Raw genomic sequence first — 15,939 nt, 5'->3', positions numbered from 1 at the left:
TGGTTTTTTATTTTTTAAAAAATTACTGTTTAGTTATTTTATTGCTTCTTTTTCAATAACTTTTTCCACTTTTATTTTAGTGTTTTTTGCTTCACCTTTTAAAGCTTCTATATTAGCTTTAACTTCTTCTTCGGTGCCTTCAAAAGTTTTATAACTTGTTGATGTTTCACCGTTTTTTGTAGTAATGGTAGTAACTACAGCTTTAACTGAGCCATCATCATTTTTATTCATTTCTACTTTAACTTCTTTTGAAATATTATTTACCACTTCAGTATTGTTAGTAGAAACATAAGCAGTTACATTATCAGAAGACATTGCAATACTTGGAGCAATAACTAAAGCAACCACCGACATTAATTTTAATAATATATTTAATGAAGGTCCTGATGTATCTTTAAAAGGATCTCCCACAGTATCTCCTACAACAGCTGCTTTGTGAGCATCTGTTCCTTTTTTACCTTGTTCTTCAATAGTTTTTTTAGCATTATCCCAAGCACCACCAGCATTAGATTGAAAGATTGCCATAAGCACTCCACAAGTGGTAACACCAGCTAAAAGCCCTCCTAACATTTCAGCACCTCCTATAAAACCAACTGCTACAGGAACAGCAATAGCTAATAAGCCAGGTAAAACCATTTCTTTAATAGATGCTTTTGTTGAAATGGCAACACATTTATCATACTCTGCAACTCCATCTGCAGCATCAAATATTTTTCTATCAGCTTCTGACGCTTTACTCATATCAGAATCGTATTTACGCATCACTTCTAATGCAGCTTTAAGTTGTGGGATGTCTCTAAACTGACGACGTACTTCCTCAATCATAGCCATAGCTGCACGACCTACAGCATTCATTGATAAGGCTGAAAAAACAAATGGCAACATACCACCAACTAATAATCCAGCCATAATATCTGGTTGTGAAACATCAATTGCTGTAACACCAGCGGTTTTCATAAAGGCAGCAAATAATGCTAATGCTGTTAATGCTGCAGAAGCAATAGCGAAACCTTTACCAATTGCAGCAGTTGTATTACCAACGGCATCTAATTTATCTGTACGCTCTCTAACTTCGCTTGGTAATTCTGCCATTTCTGCAATACCACCTGCGTTATCTGAAATTGGTCCATAAGCATCAACAGCCAATTGGATTCCAGTATTTGCTAACATACCAACTGCAGCAATTGCAATACCGTATAAGCCAGCAAAATGATGAGACACTAAAATAGCAGCTGCTATTAGAAGAATAGGAATCATAGTAGACATCATACCTATACCTAAACCAGCAATAATATTTGTGGCAGCACCAGTTTCAGACTGTCTTACTATAGAATTAACAGGACCTTTTCCTGTGCCTGTATAATATTCGGTTATTTTACCAACAGCTAAACCAGCAACTAAACCAGCAATAGTTGCCCAAAATACACCCATAGCACCAAAAGGTAAACCTTCAACAGATTCAGGAATTAAAGCATTTATGATAAAATATGATGCAACTACCATTAATCCTGCTGAACCAAACTCACCAATATTTAAAGCTGTTTGTGGATTTCCACCATCTTTAACTCTTACAAAGAATGTTCCTATAATAGACATTAAAATACCAACAGCAGCTAATACTAAAGGAAGATAAACAGCTCCTAAACCATTAAAATCTGGTGTTAAAATAAAAGCTCCTAATACCATTGTACCTATAATAGAACCTACGTAAGATTCAAATAAATCGGCTCCCATACCAGCAACATCACCAACATTATCACCAACATTGTCTGCAATAGTTGCAGGATTTAATGGGTGGTCTTCTGGAATACCCGCCTCAACTTTACCAACTAAATCGGCACCAACATCGGCAGCTTTAGTATAAATACCACCACCAACACGTGCAAATAAAGCAATTGAAGATGCGCCAAGAGAAAAACCTGAAAGCACATTAAGTACTTCACTTAATCCCCAACCCATTTCACTGTATATGGCAAATAAACCACTCAAACCTAAAACACCAAGTCCTACAACACCAAGACCCATTACAGCACCACCAGCAAAAGCTACTTCTAAAGCTTTACCTAAAGATGTTCTAGCAGCACTTGTAGTTCTAACATTGGCTTTGGTAGCCACTTTCATGCCTATAAAACCAGCTAAAGCAGAACAGATAGCACCGACTATAAATGATACAGCTACCATTCCGTTTGATCCAACTTCATTAGTGCCTTTAAAATATAATAAGATGGCTACAGCAACTACAAAGATTGATAATATTTTGTATTCTGCTTTAAGGAAAGACATTGCCCCATCGGCAATATTTTTTGCAATTCTTTTCATTTTATCAGTTCCCTGATCTTGCTTTGAAACCCAAGCGCTTTTTATAAAAACAAATAGAAGAGCAACAACTCCAAATAGTGGTAAAAATTTAATTATTAAATCCATATTAGTTAGTTAGTTTAAATTATTAATGGAGCTAAAAATAGTAAAATATAAGTGATAAAAAAAACCACCTTTATTTAGAGATGGTTCAGTTATATTATGTTTTTTTTGAGAATATGTTAATTAGATAGTAAAAGTGCGTTTTTTCTTGTGCTCACTATCGTCATATCTTTTTACACATTCATGATAGATTTTAATTGCTTCCTCTGCATTTCCCCATCCACCTACATCGACTTTCTTCTCTTCTAAATCTTTATAAACCTGAAAAAAGTGTTCAATTTCTTTTAATCTATGTGGATTTAAATCAACAATATCAGATCGCTTATTCCAAACCGGATCTGATACTGGGACACAAATAATTTTTTCGTCTGGTCCTTTTTCATCTGTCATATGGAAAACACCAATAGGTCTAACTTCCATAACAACCATAGGAAAAGAAGGTTCTGTAGAAAGCACTAAAACATCTAGCGGATCTTGATCTAATGCCAAAGTTTCTGGAATAAATCCATAATCACCAGGATACATCATTGAAGAAAACAACATACGGTCGAAACGAATTTTGTGTAAAGTGAAATCGTATTCGTATTTATTTCTACTTCCTTTAGGTATTTCTATTAAAACGTCAAACGTTACTGCCTTTTTTTTGCTCATGTTTTTAATTTCTATTTAGGGCTGCAAATGTACTGAACACTAATGCTTAAAACAACTAAAAACCTTAAGTTTTATTTCTTTTTATAAAAACCTTAAACTTAATATAAGCTCAAAAATGAATTTAACACTTAACACATTAAATATTTATTATCTTGTCATTGGCTTAAAAAAATAAACTACAAATTATGACACGCCCTTTTCTTTTTCTATTTCTTACGGTATTTTCAATAACTAGTATTTACACTCAAACTCAACCATGGCAAGGTAAGTTTGAACCTATTGATAATATGATTGCTCCACCAAACAATTACCGTACTGCCAGTGGAGCTCCAGGAAAAGATTATTGGCAACAACGTGCTAATTACAAAATTAAAGTTGTTCTTGATGAGATAAACAATACCATCATAGGAAATGAAACTATTACGTATTTTAATAATTCACCAGACGATTTAAGTTATGTTTGGATACAGCTAGAACAGAATGTTAATAAAAAAGGTAATCAAGATTTTGGATCTATAAACAACAGAATTCAGGATTCTATGTCTACTAGACAAATGCAATTTTTAACCAGAGCAATAAATTTTCCGGCAGGTTATACCATTAAACATGTGAAAGATGGTAATGGTAAAAACATGAAAACCTTGGTTAATAATACCATGATGAAGGTGAAGTTAAATAGTGTTTTAAAATCTGGAGAATCTACCTCAATTTCAGTTTCATGGTTTTATCCTGTTACAGACAGGAGTATGTTTTTATTATCTAGAGAAGGCTACGAATATTTTCCAGAAGACGACAATACAGTTTACTTAATTGCACATTGGTTTCCAAGAATGGCAGTTTATAATGATACAGAAGGTTGGCAAAATCAGCAATTTCAAAAATTAGGCGAATTTGCATTAGAGTTTGGCGATTACGAAGTTGAAATTACTGTTCCCGAAGACCATATTGTAGCTTCTACAGGCACACTTCAAAATGCTGAGTCAGTTTTAACAAAAACACAACGTAAAAGACTAAATACAGCACAAAAATCTTTTGATAAACCAGTAATGATAATTACAAAAGAAGAGGCTCTAGCTAATGAAAAACAAAAATCTACTAAACAAAAAACATGGAAATTTAATGCAGAGAATGTTAGAGATTTTGCATTTGCTTCGTCAAGAAAATTTATGTGGGATGCACAAGCTGTTAAACTACCAACCAATACAGTTATGGCTATGTCGTTTTACCCAAAGGAAGGTTTGCCTGTATGGCAAGAAGAATCTACAAAAGCAATAATGCATGCTTTGGAAGTTTATTCTGAAGCTACTTTTGATTATCCATACCCTGTTTGCATTTCTGTAAACACTTCAAATATTGGTATGGAGTTTCCTATGATTAGTTTTAATGGTGGACGCCCAAATAAAGATGGAGAAATAAGTAATAGAGCAAAACAAGGCATGATAGGAACAATTATTCATGAAGTTGGACATAATTGGTTTCCTATGATTGTGAGTTCAGATGAACGTAAATGGATGTGGATGGATGAGGGTTTAAACACTTTTTTACATCAACGCACCGTTGCAGAACGTTATCCAGACTTTAATAGTGTTACTCCAAAAAATATAGTACCATTTATGAGTGGGGATAAAAATATTTTACGCCCTGTTATGACGACTTCAGATAACGAATTATTAAGTCAATTTGGAGCAAATTTCTATTTAAAACCTACTGTTGGTTTGCAAATGCTAAGGCATTCTATAATTGGGAAAGAATTATTTGACGAAGCTTTTAAAGAATATGCAAATAGATGGAAATATAAACATCCAAATCCCGCAGATTTATTTCGAACTCTAGAAGATGCTACAGCTACTGATTTAGATTGGTTTTATAGAGGATGGTTTTTTACTACAGACCATGTAGATATGGAGCTTAGCAATGTGAAATGGTTTAAGGTTTTTGAAGAAAATTCTAATATTGAAGATCAAAACACTTCATCTAAAGTAAAAATAGAAGCTAGTGGTAATAGTACAGAAGCAACAGCAAAAGATTTTTCTAACGGTCCAGAAGTTATAACTATGACTTCTACACCAGATAGAGCTTACGGACAATTTTTGTCAAGATTAGACGAGCCTGAAGTTAGAAAACAATTATCAGGTAAAAATATTTATGAAATTACAGTAAAAAATGTTGGAGGATTAGTAATGCCAGTAACTATTGAATGGGTTTTTACTGATGGCACTACTGAAATAGAAACTTTACCTGCAGATATTTGGAGAAGAAACGAATACGAGATTCAGCATACTTCAATAAAAGAAAAAGAAGTTAGTAAAGTGAATTTAGATCCTAATTTTGAGTTTGCTGACACAGATATGCTTAATAATAGTTTTCCAAAAGAGGAAACAAAATCAGAGTTTGATAGTTTTAAAGACAATAAGAATAATTAATTAATACTATTCGATTAAAAAAGCGCATTTTTAAATGCGCTTTCAAGGACTCCAAATAGTTTAGTTTATTGGTGACTAACTCAAATAATCAAATAATAGTGGACTGCCCTAAATGTATGTTGGTAAAGTTTAAGTTGGTTTCTTCTGGATTATTGATAAAATCTTCAATAAAATCGCCAACTTTTGTGGTGCTAATATTATCGTATTTAGTATTTAAATCTGGTGTGGTAATATGTAATTTTAGTGATTTATCTACCGCTTCTCGTATTAAAGCAGCTTCATCGTCTAAGCCAAAATGATCTAACAACATTGCAGCAGATAAAATGGACGCAATTGGATTAGCAATGCCTTTGTTAGCAGCTTTAGTGTATGCGCCATGAATGGGCTCGAACATAGCATGTTTTTCACCAATTGAAGCTGAGGCTAATAAACCAATAGAGCCAACAATTACACTAGCTTCTTCAGATAGGATGTCTCCAAACATGTTTTCGGTTAAAATTACATCAAACTGTTTTGGTTTAATAATAAGTTCCATAGCTGCATTATCAATATACATGTAATCTACTTTTACATCTGGATATTGAGACTCTAACTCTTGTACTACACGTCGCCATAGTCTGGAACTTTCTAAAACATTAGCTTTATCTACTAGTGTAAGCTTACGTTTTCTTGATTGTGCCGCTTTAAAAGCTAAATGTGAAATACGCTCTATTTCTGATTTGGTATATTCACAAATATCGGATGCTTTATTGCCATCGTCACTTAGTTTCTTTTCACCAAAATATATGCCGCCTGTTAATTCTCTGTATATAAGAATGTTGGTGTCTTTTATTTGGTTTTTCTTTAAAGATGATTTGTTTAGCAAATCTTCATAAGCAATTACAGGTCTTATGTTGGCGTATAAATCTAAAGTTTTACGAAGCCCTAAAAGACCTTGTTCTGGTCTTACTTTAGTATTTGGATCTAAATCGTAAGATGTTTTACCAATGGCGCCAAATAAAATAGCATCTGCTTTTTTACAGATGCTAATGGTTTCTTCGGGTAGAGGGTTGCCAGTTTTGTCTATAGCGCTGGCACCAACTAATGCGCTTTGAAAAGTAAATACATGATTAAACTCCATAGCTATAGCCTTCAAGACTTTTACAGCTTGAGCAGTGACCTCTGGACCTATACCATCGCCTGGTAAAACGGCAATATTTAATTTCATTTACTAAATGTTTAAGCAGAAGTTATTTCTTTATATACCTTGCTACTTTCTATAATTTGATGGATGTCGTTATCGTCAACTTCTTTTTTCTTATCAGCAAAATCTAAAAAGTTTGTGTAGATTTCATCTAATTGAAGTTTAGTTAATTCGTATCCAATATTTTTTGCTCTGTATGCTAATGCTGCTCTACCGCTTCTTGCAGTTAAAACAATAGCAGATTCTGTAACACCAACATCTTTAGGATCTATAATTTCGTAAGTTTCACGATTTTTAATCACTCCATCCTGATGAATTCCAGAACTATGCGCAAATGCATTAGCGCCAACAATTGCTTTGTTAGGTTGTGTGTAAATACCCATACTATCGGATACTAACTGGCTGATGCCATAAAGCATTTCAGTTTGTATTCTTGTATCTAAATTTAAGTAAGGGTGTTGTTTTAAAATCATAACAACTTCTTCTAAAGCTGTATTTCCAGCACGTTCACCAATACCATTAATAGTACACTCAATTTGACGTGCACCATTTATAACACCTTCAATTGAGTTTGCTGTTGCTAAACCTAAATCGTTATGGCAATGACAAGATAAAATAGCTTTATCAATACCTCTTACATTTTCTTTTAAGTATTTTATTTTAGCACCATATTCGTGTGGTAAACAGTATCCAGTAGTGTCTGGAATATTTAAAACTGTAGCTCCAGCTTTAATAACGGCTTCACAAACGCGAGCTAAATACTCGTTGTCTGTTCTTCCAGCATCTTCAGCATAAAACTCAACATCTTCAACAAAAGATTTAGCATAACTCACCGCTTTAACTGCACGCTCTAGCACATCTTCTTGATTGGATTTGAATTTATGTTTTATATGAGATTCTGATGTTCCAATACCGGTATGTATTCTTGGGATTTTTGCATATTTCAATGCTTCAGCAGCAACTTTTATATCGTTTTCTACAGAGCGTGTTAAACCACAAACCGTGGCATGCTTTACAATTTTAGAAATTTCTTCAACCGATTTAAAATCACCAGGACTAGAAACAGGAAAACCCGCTTCAATAATATCTACACCTAAACTATCTAGTTGTTCTGCAATAATTAATTTTTGTTCTGTATTTAATTTACAACCAGGAACCTGCTCACCATCTCTAAGCGTTGTATCAAAAATTTGGACCTTATTATCAGACATTTATTAAAATATATTTTCTTATTGTTCTACGAAGTTATATTTTGGTTTGCTAAAAGGAGAATTCAACATCTTATTATTACGATGTTTAACCCTATGTTAATCTCATTAATAAACTGAAAATCAATATTTTAAATTTGTTTTTGTAACTATGACAAGAGAGCAAAAAGATAATTTGTTTGTGCTGGTAAAGTCGTTATCTAAATCTGAAAAAAGACAATTTAAGCTTTATGTAGGAAGATTGGGTGTAAATGAAGACTCAAAATTCTTAACTCTTTTTAATATTCTTGATAAGCTTTCGGTTTATGATGAAGCTGCTATTTTAAAAAAAGGAATTGTAAAAAAACAGCAATTATCTAACTTAAAAGCGCATTTGTATAAACAGATTTTAATTAGTTTACGATTAAATCCCTCTCATCAAAATATTAGAATTCAAATTAGAGAACAATTAGATTTTGCAACTATTTTATATCATAAAGGGCTTTATAAGCAAAGTTTAAAAATTTTAGATAAGGCTAAAAGTTTAGCAATTGCAAATGAAGAAAAAAACATTGCTTACGAAATTGTAGAACTCGAAAAAGTTATAGAATCGCAATACATTACACGTAGTTTAAGTAATAGGGCAGATGAGTTAACTATACAAGCTAAAGAGTTGAGTTTGCAAAATGTTCTGGCTAGTAAATTGTCTAATTTATCGCTTCAGTTGTATGGTTTGTTTTTAAAAACCGGTTATGTTAAAAATGATGAAGAACATCAAATAATAACAAAATATTTTAACGATAGACTACCAAAATATAACATTCATAAATTAGGATTTCGCGAAAAATTATGGCTTTATAAGTCGTATTTGTGGTATAGTTTTTTAACGGTAGATTTTTTATCATGTTATAAGTATGCTTCAAAATGGGTGGATTTGTTTTATGAAAACAAAAACATGATTGTTTTAAACCCTGTGTTTTTCTTAAGAGGGAATCATTATTTACTTGAGGCACTTTTTTATTTAAGACAATACGAAAAATTTAAAGAAACCTTATTGCAATTAGAGGTTGTTACCAAAGAGAAATGGTTTCCTTTAGATGATAATAATGAGAGTTTAGCTTTCTTATATGTATACAATAATAAGTTTAACCTTCATTTTATGGAAGGTAGTTTTCAAGAAGGTTTACCACTTATTGATGAGGTTTTAGAACGGTTAAAAAATTATAAAGAACGTATAGATGAGCATCACATTATGGTGTTTTATTACAAAATTGCCAGTATGTATTTTGGTGCTGGTGAAAACAAAAAATGTATTCAGTTTTTAGATAAAATCATTAGCAATAAGTCTTTACAAATGCGTGAAGATTTACTTTGTTTTTCCCGAATTTTAAATTTAGTTGCTCATTATGAGGCTGGTTTGGATTATAATTTAGATGTTTTAATTAAGAGCACGTATAAGTTTTTAATTAAAATGGAAGACTTGCATGAAGTACAAAAAGAAATTATTAAGTTTTTAAGAAGTCTAGGAGATATTTATCCGCATGAAGTTAAAAATGAATTTATAAAACTTCACAAAAAATTAAAGGAATTTGAAAACGATCCTTATGAAAGTCGTGCGTTTCTGTATTTAGATATTATTTCTTGGTTAGAATCTAAAATACAGAACAAACCCATAGGGCTTATTATTAGGAACAAGTTTGAAGAAAACTTGGATAGAAAATAAAATTTTCATCAAAAAATTTGGATATTAACTTTTTCTAACCGAATATTTGCACTCACAAAGTTCAAACACGTATTGAAATGTTATCAAGAAAGGCGGAGGGATTAGACCCTGTGAAGCCTTAGCAACCCTTTACTAGTAAAGAAGGTGCTAAATTCTACTTAAACATATGTTTTAGATAGATAACCAAACGAAATTACTCTCTGTAATTTCTTTAATTCTTTTTAACATTTTTCTATTAAGTTCACCATTTTGGTGCATTTGGCTTTTGGCTTAATTTATTAATTCAAAAATTTAGAAAAATGAGCACACAAAAATTAGCAACAAACGCATTACATGCAGGACATGATTTTGCAGCAAACGGAGGAACGAGAGCAGTTCCTATTTATCAAACAACATCGTATGTGTTTAATAATTCAGATCATGCTGCAAATCTATTTTCACTTCAGGAATTAGGTTTTATTTACACACGATTAAACAATCCAACCAACCAAATTTTACAAGAGCGTTTGGCTGCTTTAGAAGGCGGTGTGGGAGCAGTTGTATTTGCATCAGGTACATCGGCAATTTCAACAGGTTTGTTAACGCTTTTAAAAGCTGGAGACCATATTGTAGCGTCTAGTAGTTTATATGGCGGAACGTATAATTTATTAAAAGTAACTTTACCAAGATTAGGTATTACAACCACCTTTGTTGATGCAGATAATCCAGATAATTTTGCAGCCGCAGTACAAGATAATACCAGAGCATTTTTTGTTGAATCTCTAGGGAATCCTAAATTAGATGTTTTAGATATAGAAGCTATTGCAAAACATTCAAAAGCAGCAGGTGTGCCTTTTATTGTTGATAACACGGTAGCAACACCAGCTCTATTAAACCCTATTGAACACGGAGCAAATATTGTCATTCATTCACTTACAAAATATATTGGCGGACAAGGAAATTCTCTAGGAGGAGCCATTATTGATGGTGGTAATTTTGATTGGGCCAATGGTAAATTTCCAGAATTCACAGAACCTTCAGCAGGATATCATGGACTGAAATATTATGAAACTTTGGGTGCCGCTTCATACACGTTTAAACTAATTTTAGAAGGGTTGAGAGATTTTGGAGGGGCTTTAAGTCCAACAAATGCTTTTAACATTATTCAAGGTTTAGAAACTTTACCAATAAGAATAAAGCAACACAGTGAAAATGCTTTGGCTCTTGCTAAGTGGCTCGAACAACAAGACGAAGTAGCTTGGGTAAATTATCCAGGTTTAGAAAGCAGTAAGTATAAAGCTTTAACTAAAAAATACTTACCAAAAGGACAAAGTGGTATTGTTACTTTTGGTGCAAAAGGTGGTTTTGAAGCTGCAAAAGCTATAGCAGATAACACCAAATTATTTTCATTATTAGCTAATATTGGAGATACTAAATCATTAATAATTCATCCATCAAGTACAACCCACCAACAGTTAAATGAAGTAGAACAAGAATCGGCAGGAGTTACGGGAGATTTAATTCGCTTATCAGTTGGTATTGAAGATTTAGACGATTTAAAAGCCGATTTAAAAACTGCATTTGCCACAATTAAATAATAATGAAATCTAAAAAGTTTCTTGAATTTGTTTGTCAAGTTGAGCCTGTCGAAACTGATATTAATAATCGGTTTATAAAAATATTTCGACAAGCTCAATATGACTTTTGGTTTACTTTTTAGAAAATAAAATATCATTTTTAAATAAAAATATATTGGAGCATTCATTACAACATATCATCATTAAAAACTACAAAACCGAAAATCAAGTTTCTATTCCAGAAATAAAATTGAGTTATCAGGTTTTCGGAAAAGCATTAGGAACGTCGCCAATTGTTTTGGTAAATCATGCCTTAACAGGAAACAGTAATGTTGCAGGTGATGATGGTTGGTGGAAAGATTTAGTAGGCGATGATAAGGTCATTGATACTAAACTTTACACGGTTTTAGCATTCAATATTCCAGGAAACGGATTTGATGGTTTTTTAATTGAAAATTATAAAGATTTTGTTGCAAGAGACATTGCAAGTTTGTTTTTAATAGGGCTTAAAGAGCTAAATATAAAAAAGCTGTTTGCAGCTATTGGAGGTTCTTTAGGAGGTGGTATTGCATGGGAAATGGCGGTTTTAAAACCAGATTTTACCGAAAATTTAATTCCTGTGGCTACCGATTGGAAGTCAACCGATTGGTTAATTGCCAATTGCCAAATACAAGAACAATTTCTGTTAAATTCTAAAAACCCAGTTCATGATGCGCGTATGCATGCAATGCTGTGTTACCGTACACCAGAGTCTTTTAAAGAGCGTTTTCAGCGTTCAAAAAATGAAGATTTAGAAATATTTAATGTTGAGAGTTGGTTGTTGCATCATGGTAAAAAGTTACAGGAACGTTTTCAGTTGTCTGCTTATAAATTGATGAATCAACTTTTAAAAACCATAGATGTTACAAAAAACAGAAAGGCAGATTTAAATGTTTTAGAAGGTATTGAGGCTAATATTCATATTGTTGGGGTAGATTCAGATTTGTTTTTTACAGCAGAAGAAAACAGGCAAACCCATAAACAATTAGCCGTAACGCATGCCAATGTTACCTATAACGAAATACATTCGGTGCATGGTCATGATGCGTTTTTAATGGAGTACGAACAATTAGAAAAAATTATAGAAGGCATTTTTGTGCCAAATTCTAAAAAGAGAAAAATGAAAGTATTAAAGTTTGGAGGGAAATCTTTAGCTAATGGAGAAGGATTGAATAAAGTAATCTCAATCATTGAAAATAAAGTACAAGAAGGAGAGAAAATTACGGTTGTTGTTTCGGCACGTGGAAATGCAACCGACGAGCTTGAAGATATATTAAATAAAGCACACAAAGGAAGAGATTATAAGTTGGATTTTGAGGCTTTTAAAAACTATCAAAAAGAACCTTTACCAACTATAGATTTTTCAGAAGAATTTTTAATCTTAGAAAAACTGTTTGAAGGTGTTAGTTTGTTACGTGATTACAGTAAGAAAACCAAAGATGAAATTTTAGCACAAGGTGAATTGTTGTCCATTAAATTGGTTTCAGAAATACTTAATCAAAGGAATGTTAAAGCTCAGGCTACTGATGCAAGACAATTGATTAAAACTGACGATGTTTTTGGTAATGCGCAACCTATTTCGCAGCTTTCAAAAGACAATGTAAAGCAGTATTTTAAACAAAATAATGGAGATACGGTTAATGTAGTTACAGGCTTTATTGCCTCAAATACTAAAAATGAAACTACTACTTTAGGTAGAAACGGAAGCAATTATACTGCGGCGCTTTTAGCAAATTTTTTAGACGCCGAAGAGTTACAAAATTACACACATGTAAGTGGTATATACACGGCAAATCCAGATTTGGTTGAAGACGCTCAAAAAATTAGAGAATTATCTTTTAGTGAAGCTAATGAGTTGGCCAATTTTGGAACCACAGTGTTGCATGCTAAAACTATTATTCCGTTAGTTGAAAAAAACATCAATCTTCGTATTTTAAATACGTTTAATACAGATGATGAAGGTACGCTTATAACTGCTAAACCAAGCTCAAAAGAAGTAACATCATTATCGGTTTTAGATAATGTAGCATTGTTAAATTTAGAAGGCCGCGGCTTGTTAGGAAAAAGTGGTGTTGATGCGAGAATATTTGGTGCTTTAGCAGATAAAGATATTAGTGTTAGCATCATCTCTCAAGGTTCATCAGAGCGTGGTATTGGGTTAATTATTGATGCAGAACAAGCAACTCAAGCGGTAATTGCTTTAGAAAGAGAATTTGAAAAAGATTTCTATTCGCAAGACGTTAATAAAATTGATGTTGTTGATGATGTTTCGGTAATTTCTATTATTGGTATAGAGTTAAGCTCGTTTCATAAGCCATTTAATGCCTTAATTAAAAACCAGATCACACCATTGTTATTCAATAATACGGTAACAGGAAGAAATGTGAGTTTGGTGGTTAAAAAGAGTCAACTTCACAAAGCTATGAATGTGATTCATGGTGAGGTTTTCGGGATTTCTAAAAAAATTAATATAGCCATTTTTGGTCATGGTGGTGTTGGTGGTGCTTTAATAAATCAGATTTTAAAATCGAAAGGCGATATTGAAAAACGAAAAGGTATCAACTTAAATGTGTTTGCCATTGCCAATTCAAGACAACTAATTTTAAATAAAAATGGTGCAGCTACTAATTGGAGTTCAGAAATTAAATCTTCAACATTAAAAAGTTCTGTAGATGATATTATTACGTTTGCTAAAACGCATCATTTAGAAAATTTAATTGCTGTTGATAATACATCAAGTTCTACATTTCATCAAAATTATATACCTTTAGTTGAGGCTGGTTTCGATTTGGTGTCATCTAACAAAATTGCAAATACCATTTCTCACGATTTTTATAAAACATTAAGAGTTCAGTTAGACGCCCACAACAAACAATATTTGTATGAAACTACAGTTGGTGCGGGTTTACCGTTAATTGATACGATTAAATTATTGCACGAGTCGGGTGAGAATATTACCAGAATTCGAGGTGTTTTCTCTGGGACATTAAGTTATTTGTTTAATAACTTTTCAGTTCAGGATAAACCGTTTAGTGAAATTGTTCAAGAAACTATAGATAAAGGTTTTACCGAGCCAGATCCAAGAGAAGATTTTTCAGGAAATGATGTGGCTAGAAAGCTATTAATTCTTGCCAGAGAGTTAGATTTGCAAAACGAATTTGAAGATGTTTCTGTTCAAAATTTAATTCCTGAGGCGTATCAAAACATATCAGTTGCAGAGTTTTTAAGTCAGTTGAATGTTTTAGATGAAGAATTTCAAAAGATAAAAGACAATCAAAATGAAGGTCATGTGTTGCGATATGTAGGAGATTTGTCAGGGGATTTATCGCAAGACAAAGGAAATTTAGAAGTGAAGTTAGTATCTATTCCAGAAGATAGTACCTTAGGTCATGTAAAAGGCAGCGATGCTATTTTTGAAATATTTACAGAAAGTTATGGGGAGCAACCTATAGTAATTCAAGGTGCTGGTGCAGGAGCTGAAGTAACGGCACGAGGTGTTTTTGGAGATATTTTAAGGCTGTCTAAACATATAAATTAAATAGTTTTTGTCATTCCTGTGAAGGCGGGAATCCATAAAATAAAAGTATGAGTAAGAAAAAAAAGTTTGAAACCGAAGCGATCCGTACACAATTAGAACGTACCGATTTTTTAGAACATAGCAGTCCGTTATACTTAACATCTAGTTTTGTATTTGAAGATGCCGAAGATATGCGCGCCTCGTTTACTGAAGAAAAAGAACGTAATATTTATAGCCGTTTTACAAATCCAAACACAACCGAGTTTGTAGACAAGATTTGCAAAATGGAAGGAGCAGAAAGCGGTTATGCATTTGCTACTGGTATGGCAGCTGTGTTTTCAACTTTTGCTGCCTTGTTGAGTAGTGGCGATCATATTGTGTCTGCACGTTCTGTTTTTGGGTCAACCCATGGGTTATTTACAAAATACCTTCCAAAATGGAATATTGAAACCAGTTATTTTGATATTAACGAACCAGAAACTATTGAAAGTTTTATAAAACCAGAAACTAAAATTTTATATGCCGAATCGCCAACAAATCCTGCAATTGATATTATCGATTTAGAATTGCTAGGAAACATTGCAAAAAAGCATAATCTTATTTTGGTAATAGATAATTGTTTTGCAACACCGTATTTGCAGCAGCCTATAAAATTTGGAGCACATTTGGTTATTCATTCTGCAACCAAATTAATTGATGGTCAAGGGCGTGTTTTAGGGGGTGTAACCGTTGGTGATGCCGATTTAATAAGAGAAATTTATTTGTTTGCTAGAAATACAGGTCCAGCCTTATCACCCTTTAATGCATGGACACTTTCTAAGAGTTTAGAAACTCTTGCAGTACGAGTAGATAAGCATTGCGAAAACGCTTTAAAAGTCGCTGAGTTTTTAGAAAACCACCCAAAAGTAAATTGGGTAAAATACCCGTTTTTAAAATCGCATCCACAGTACGAAGTGGCTAAAAAACAAATGAAATTAGGAGGAAACATTGTCGCTTTTGAAGTAAAAGGCGGTATTGAAGAAGGGCGCAAATTTATTAATGCTATAAAAATGTGTTCGCTTTCGGCTAATTTGGGAGATACTAGAACTATTGTAACGCATCCAGCAAGTACAACACACAGTAGTTTAGCAGAAGAGGATAGATTGGTTGTTAATATTACAGATGGTTTGGTACGTGTTTCTGTTGGTTTAGAACATGTTGATGATATTATTGGAGATTTGGAGGAGGCTTTGAGGTAAA

The 15,939-nt window shown here is 32.9% G+C and carries 9 protein-coding genes and 1 riboswitch; of the genes, 5 read left to right on the top strand and 4 right to left on the bottom strand.

Features of this window, described 5'->3' with window-relative positions; translation table 11 throughout:
• Window positions 1-33 precede the first annotated feature (33 nt).
• Window positions 34-2,424 (bottom strand): sodium-translocating pyrophosphatase, encoded by a 2,391-nt coding sequence (locus MBM09_RS15475; protein WP_238674617.1) that lies wholly within the window; start codon window positions 2,422-2,424, stop codon window positions 34-36.
• A gap of 120 nt (window positions 2,425-2,544) precedes the next feature.
• Complete coding sequence (locus tag MBM09_RS15470; RefSeq protein ID WP_238674616.1) at window positions 2,545-3,072, bottom strand: inorganic diphosphatase; 528 nt, start codon at window positions 3,070-3,072, stop codon at window positions 2,545-2,547.
• 185 nt (window positions 3,073-3,257) lie between these two features.
• On the opposite strand from MBM09_RS15470, the gene MBM09_RS15465 reads away from it, so the two are divergent.
• Window positions 3,258-5,495 (top strand): M1 family metallopeptidase, encoded by a 2,238-nt coding sequence (locus MBM09_RS15465; RefSeq protein ID WP_238674615.1) that lies wholly within the window; start codon window positions 3,258-3,260, stop codon window positions 5,493-5,495.
• 88 nt (window positions 5,496-5,583) lie between these two features.
• Here MBM09_RS15465 and leuB read toward each other — a convergent pair whose 3' ends face one another.
• A complete protein-coding gene (gene leuB, locus MBM09_RS15460; protein WP_238674614.1) occupies window positions 5,584-6,702 on the bottom strand; it encodes a 3-isopropylmalate dehydrogenase in 1,119 nt (372 codons plus the stop codon).
• Window positions 6,703-6,713: 11 nt separating this feature from the next.
• Entirely contained in the window at window positions 6,714-7,889 is a 1,176-nt protein-coding gene (locus tag MBM09_RS15455; RefSeq protein ID WP_238674613.1) for a 2-isopropylmalate synthase, read from the bottom strand.
• A 148-nt stretch (window positions 7,890-8,037) separates the two neighbouring features.
• Here MBM09_RS15455 and MBM09_RS15450 point away from each other — a divergent pair, with 148 nt between their 5' ends.
• The 4 genes from MBM09_RS15450 to MBM09_RS15435 all read left to right on the top strand — a co-directional run bounded on the left by MBM09_RS15450 (window position 8,038) and on the right by MBM09_RS15435 (window position 15,938).
• The gene (locus tag MBM09_RS15450) at window positions 8,038-9,588 is read left to right on the top strand and encodes a hypothetical protein (RefSeq protein WP_238674612.1); all 1,551 of its coding nucleotides are present in this window, start codon (window positions 8,038-8,040) and stop codon (window positions 9,586-9,588) included.
• A 77-nt stretch (window positions 9,589-9,665) separates the two neighbouring features.
• Window positions 9,666-9,774: riboswitch (SAM riboswitch) on the top strand.
• 113 nt (window positions 9,775-9,887) lie between these two features.
• Complete coding sequence (locus MBM09_RS15445; RefSeq protein ID WP_238674611.1) at window positions 9,888-11,165, top strand: O-acetylhomoserine aminocarboxypropyltransferase/cysteine synthase family protein; 1,278 nt, start codon at window positions 9,888-9,890, stop codon at window positions 11,163-11,165.
• A 154-nt stretch (window positions 11,166-11,319) separates the two neighbouring features.
• Complete coding sequence (thrA, locus tag MBM09_RS15440) at window positions 11,320-14,721, top strand: bifunctional aspartate kinase/homoserine dehydrogenase I (protein WP_238674610.1); 3,402 nt, start codon at window positions 11,320-11,322, stop codon at window positions 14,719-14,721.
• 47 nt (window positions 14,722-14,768) lie between these two features.
• Entirely contained in the window at window positions 14,769-15,938 is a 1,170-nt protein-coding gene (locus tag MBM09_RS15435; RefSeq protein ID WP_238674609.1) for a PLP-dependent aspartate aminotransferase family protein, read from the top strand.
• The last annotated feature ends 1 nt before the right edge of the window (window position 15,939 follow it).

Origin of the sequence: Flaviramulus sp. BrNp1-15 (genome assembly GCF_022259695.1) — a bacterium.
Classification (GTDB): domain Bacteria; phylum Bacteroidota; class Bacteroidia; order Flavobacteriales; family Flavobacteriaceae; genus BrNp1-15.
The sequence above is the reverse complement of the archived record's forward strand: the minus strand, read 5'-3'. Positions and strand labels throughout refer to the sequence as shown.

What these genes read in the sequence shown, in the direction of transcription:
- MBM09_RS15475 (WP_238674617.1), bottom strand. Translation starts at nt 2,424, where the DNA reads ATGGATTTAATAATTAAATTTTTACCACTATTTGGAGTTGTTGCTCTT.
- MBM09_RS15470 (WP_238674616.1), bottom strand. Translation starts at nt 3,072, where the DNA reads ATGAGCAAAAAAAAGGCAGTAACGTTTGACGTTTTAATAGAAATACCT.
- MBM09_RS15465 (WP_238674615.1), top strand. Translation starts at nt 3,258, where the DNA reads ATGACACGCCCTTTTCTTTTTCTATTTCTTACGGTATTTTCAATAACT.
- leuB (WP_238674614.1), bottom strand. Translation starts at nt 6,702, where the DNA reads ATGAAATTAAATATTGCCGTTTTACCAGGCGATGGTATAGGTCCAGAG.
- MBM09_RS15455 (WP_238674613.1), bottom strand. Translation starts at nt 7,889, where the DNA reads ATGTCTGATAATAAGGTCCAAATTTTTGATACAACGCTTAGAGATGGT.
- MBM09_RS15450 (WP_238674612.1), top strand. Translation starts at nt 8,038, where the DNA reads ATGACAAGAGAGCAAAAAGATAATTTGTTTGTGCTGGTAAAGTCGTTA.
- MBM09_RS15445 (WP_238674611.1), top strand. Translation starts at nt 9,888, where the DNA reads ATGAGCACACAAAAATTAGCAACAAACGCATTACATGCAGGACATGAT.
- MBM09_RS15435 (WP_238674609.1), top strand. Translation starts at nt 14,769, where the DNA reads ATGAGTAAGAAAAAAAAGTTTGAAACCGAAGCGATCCGTACACAATTA.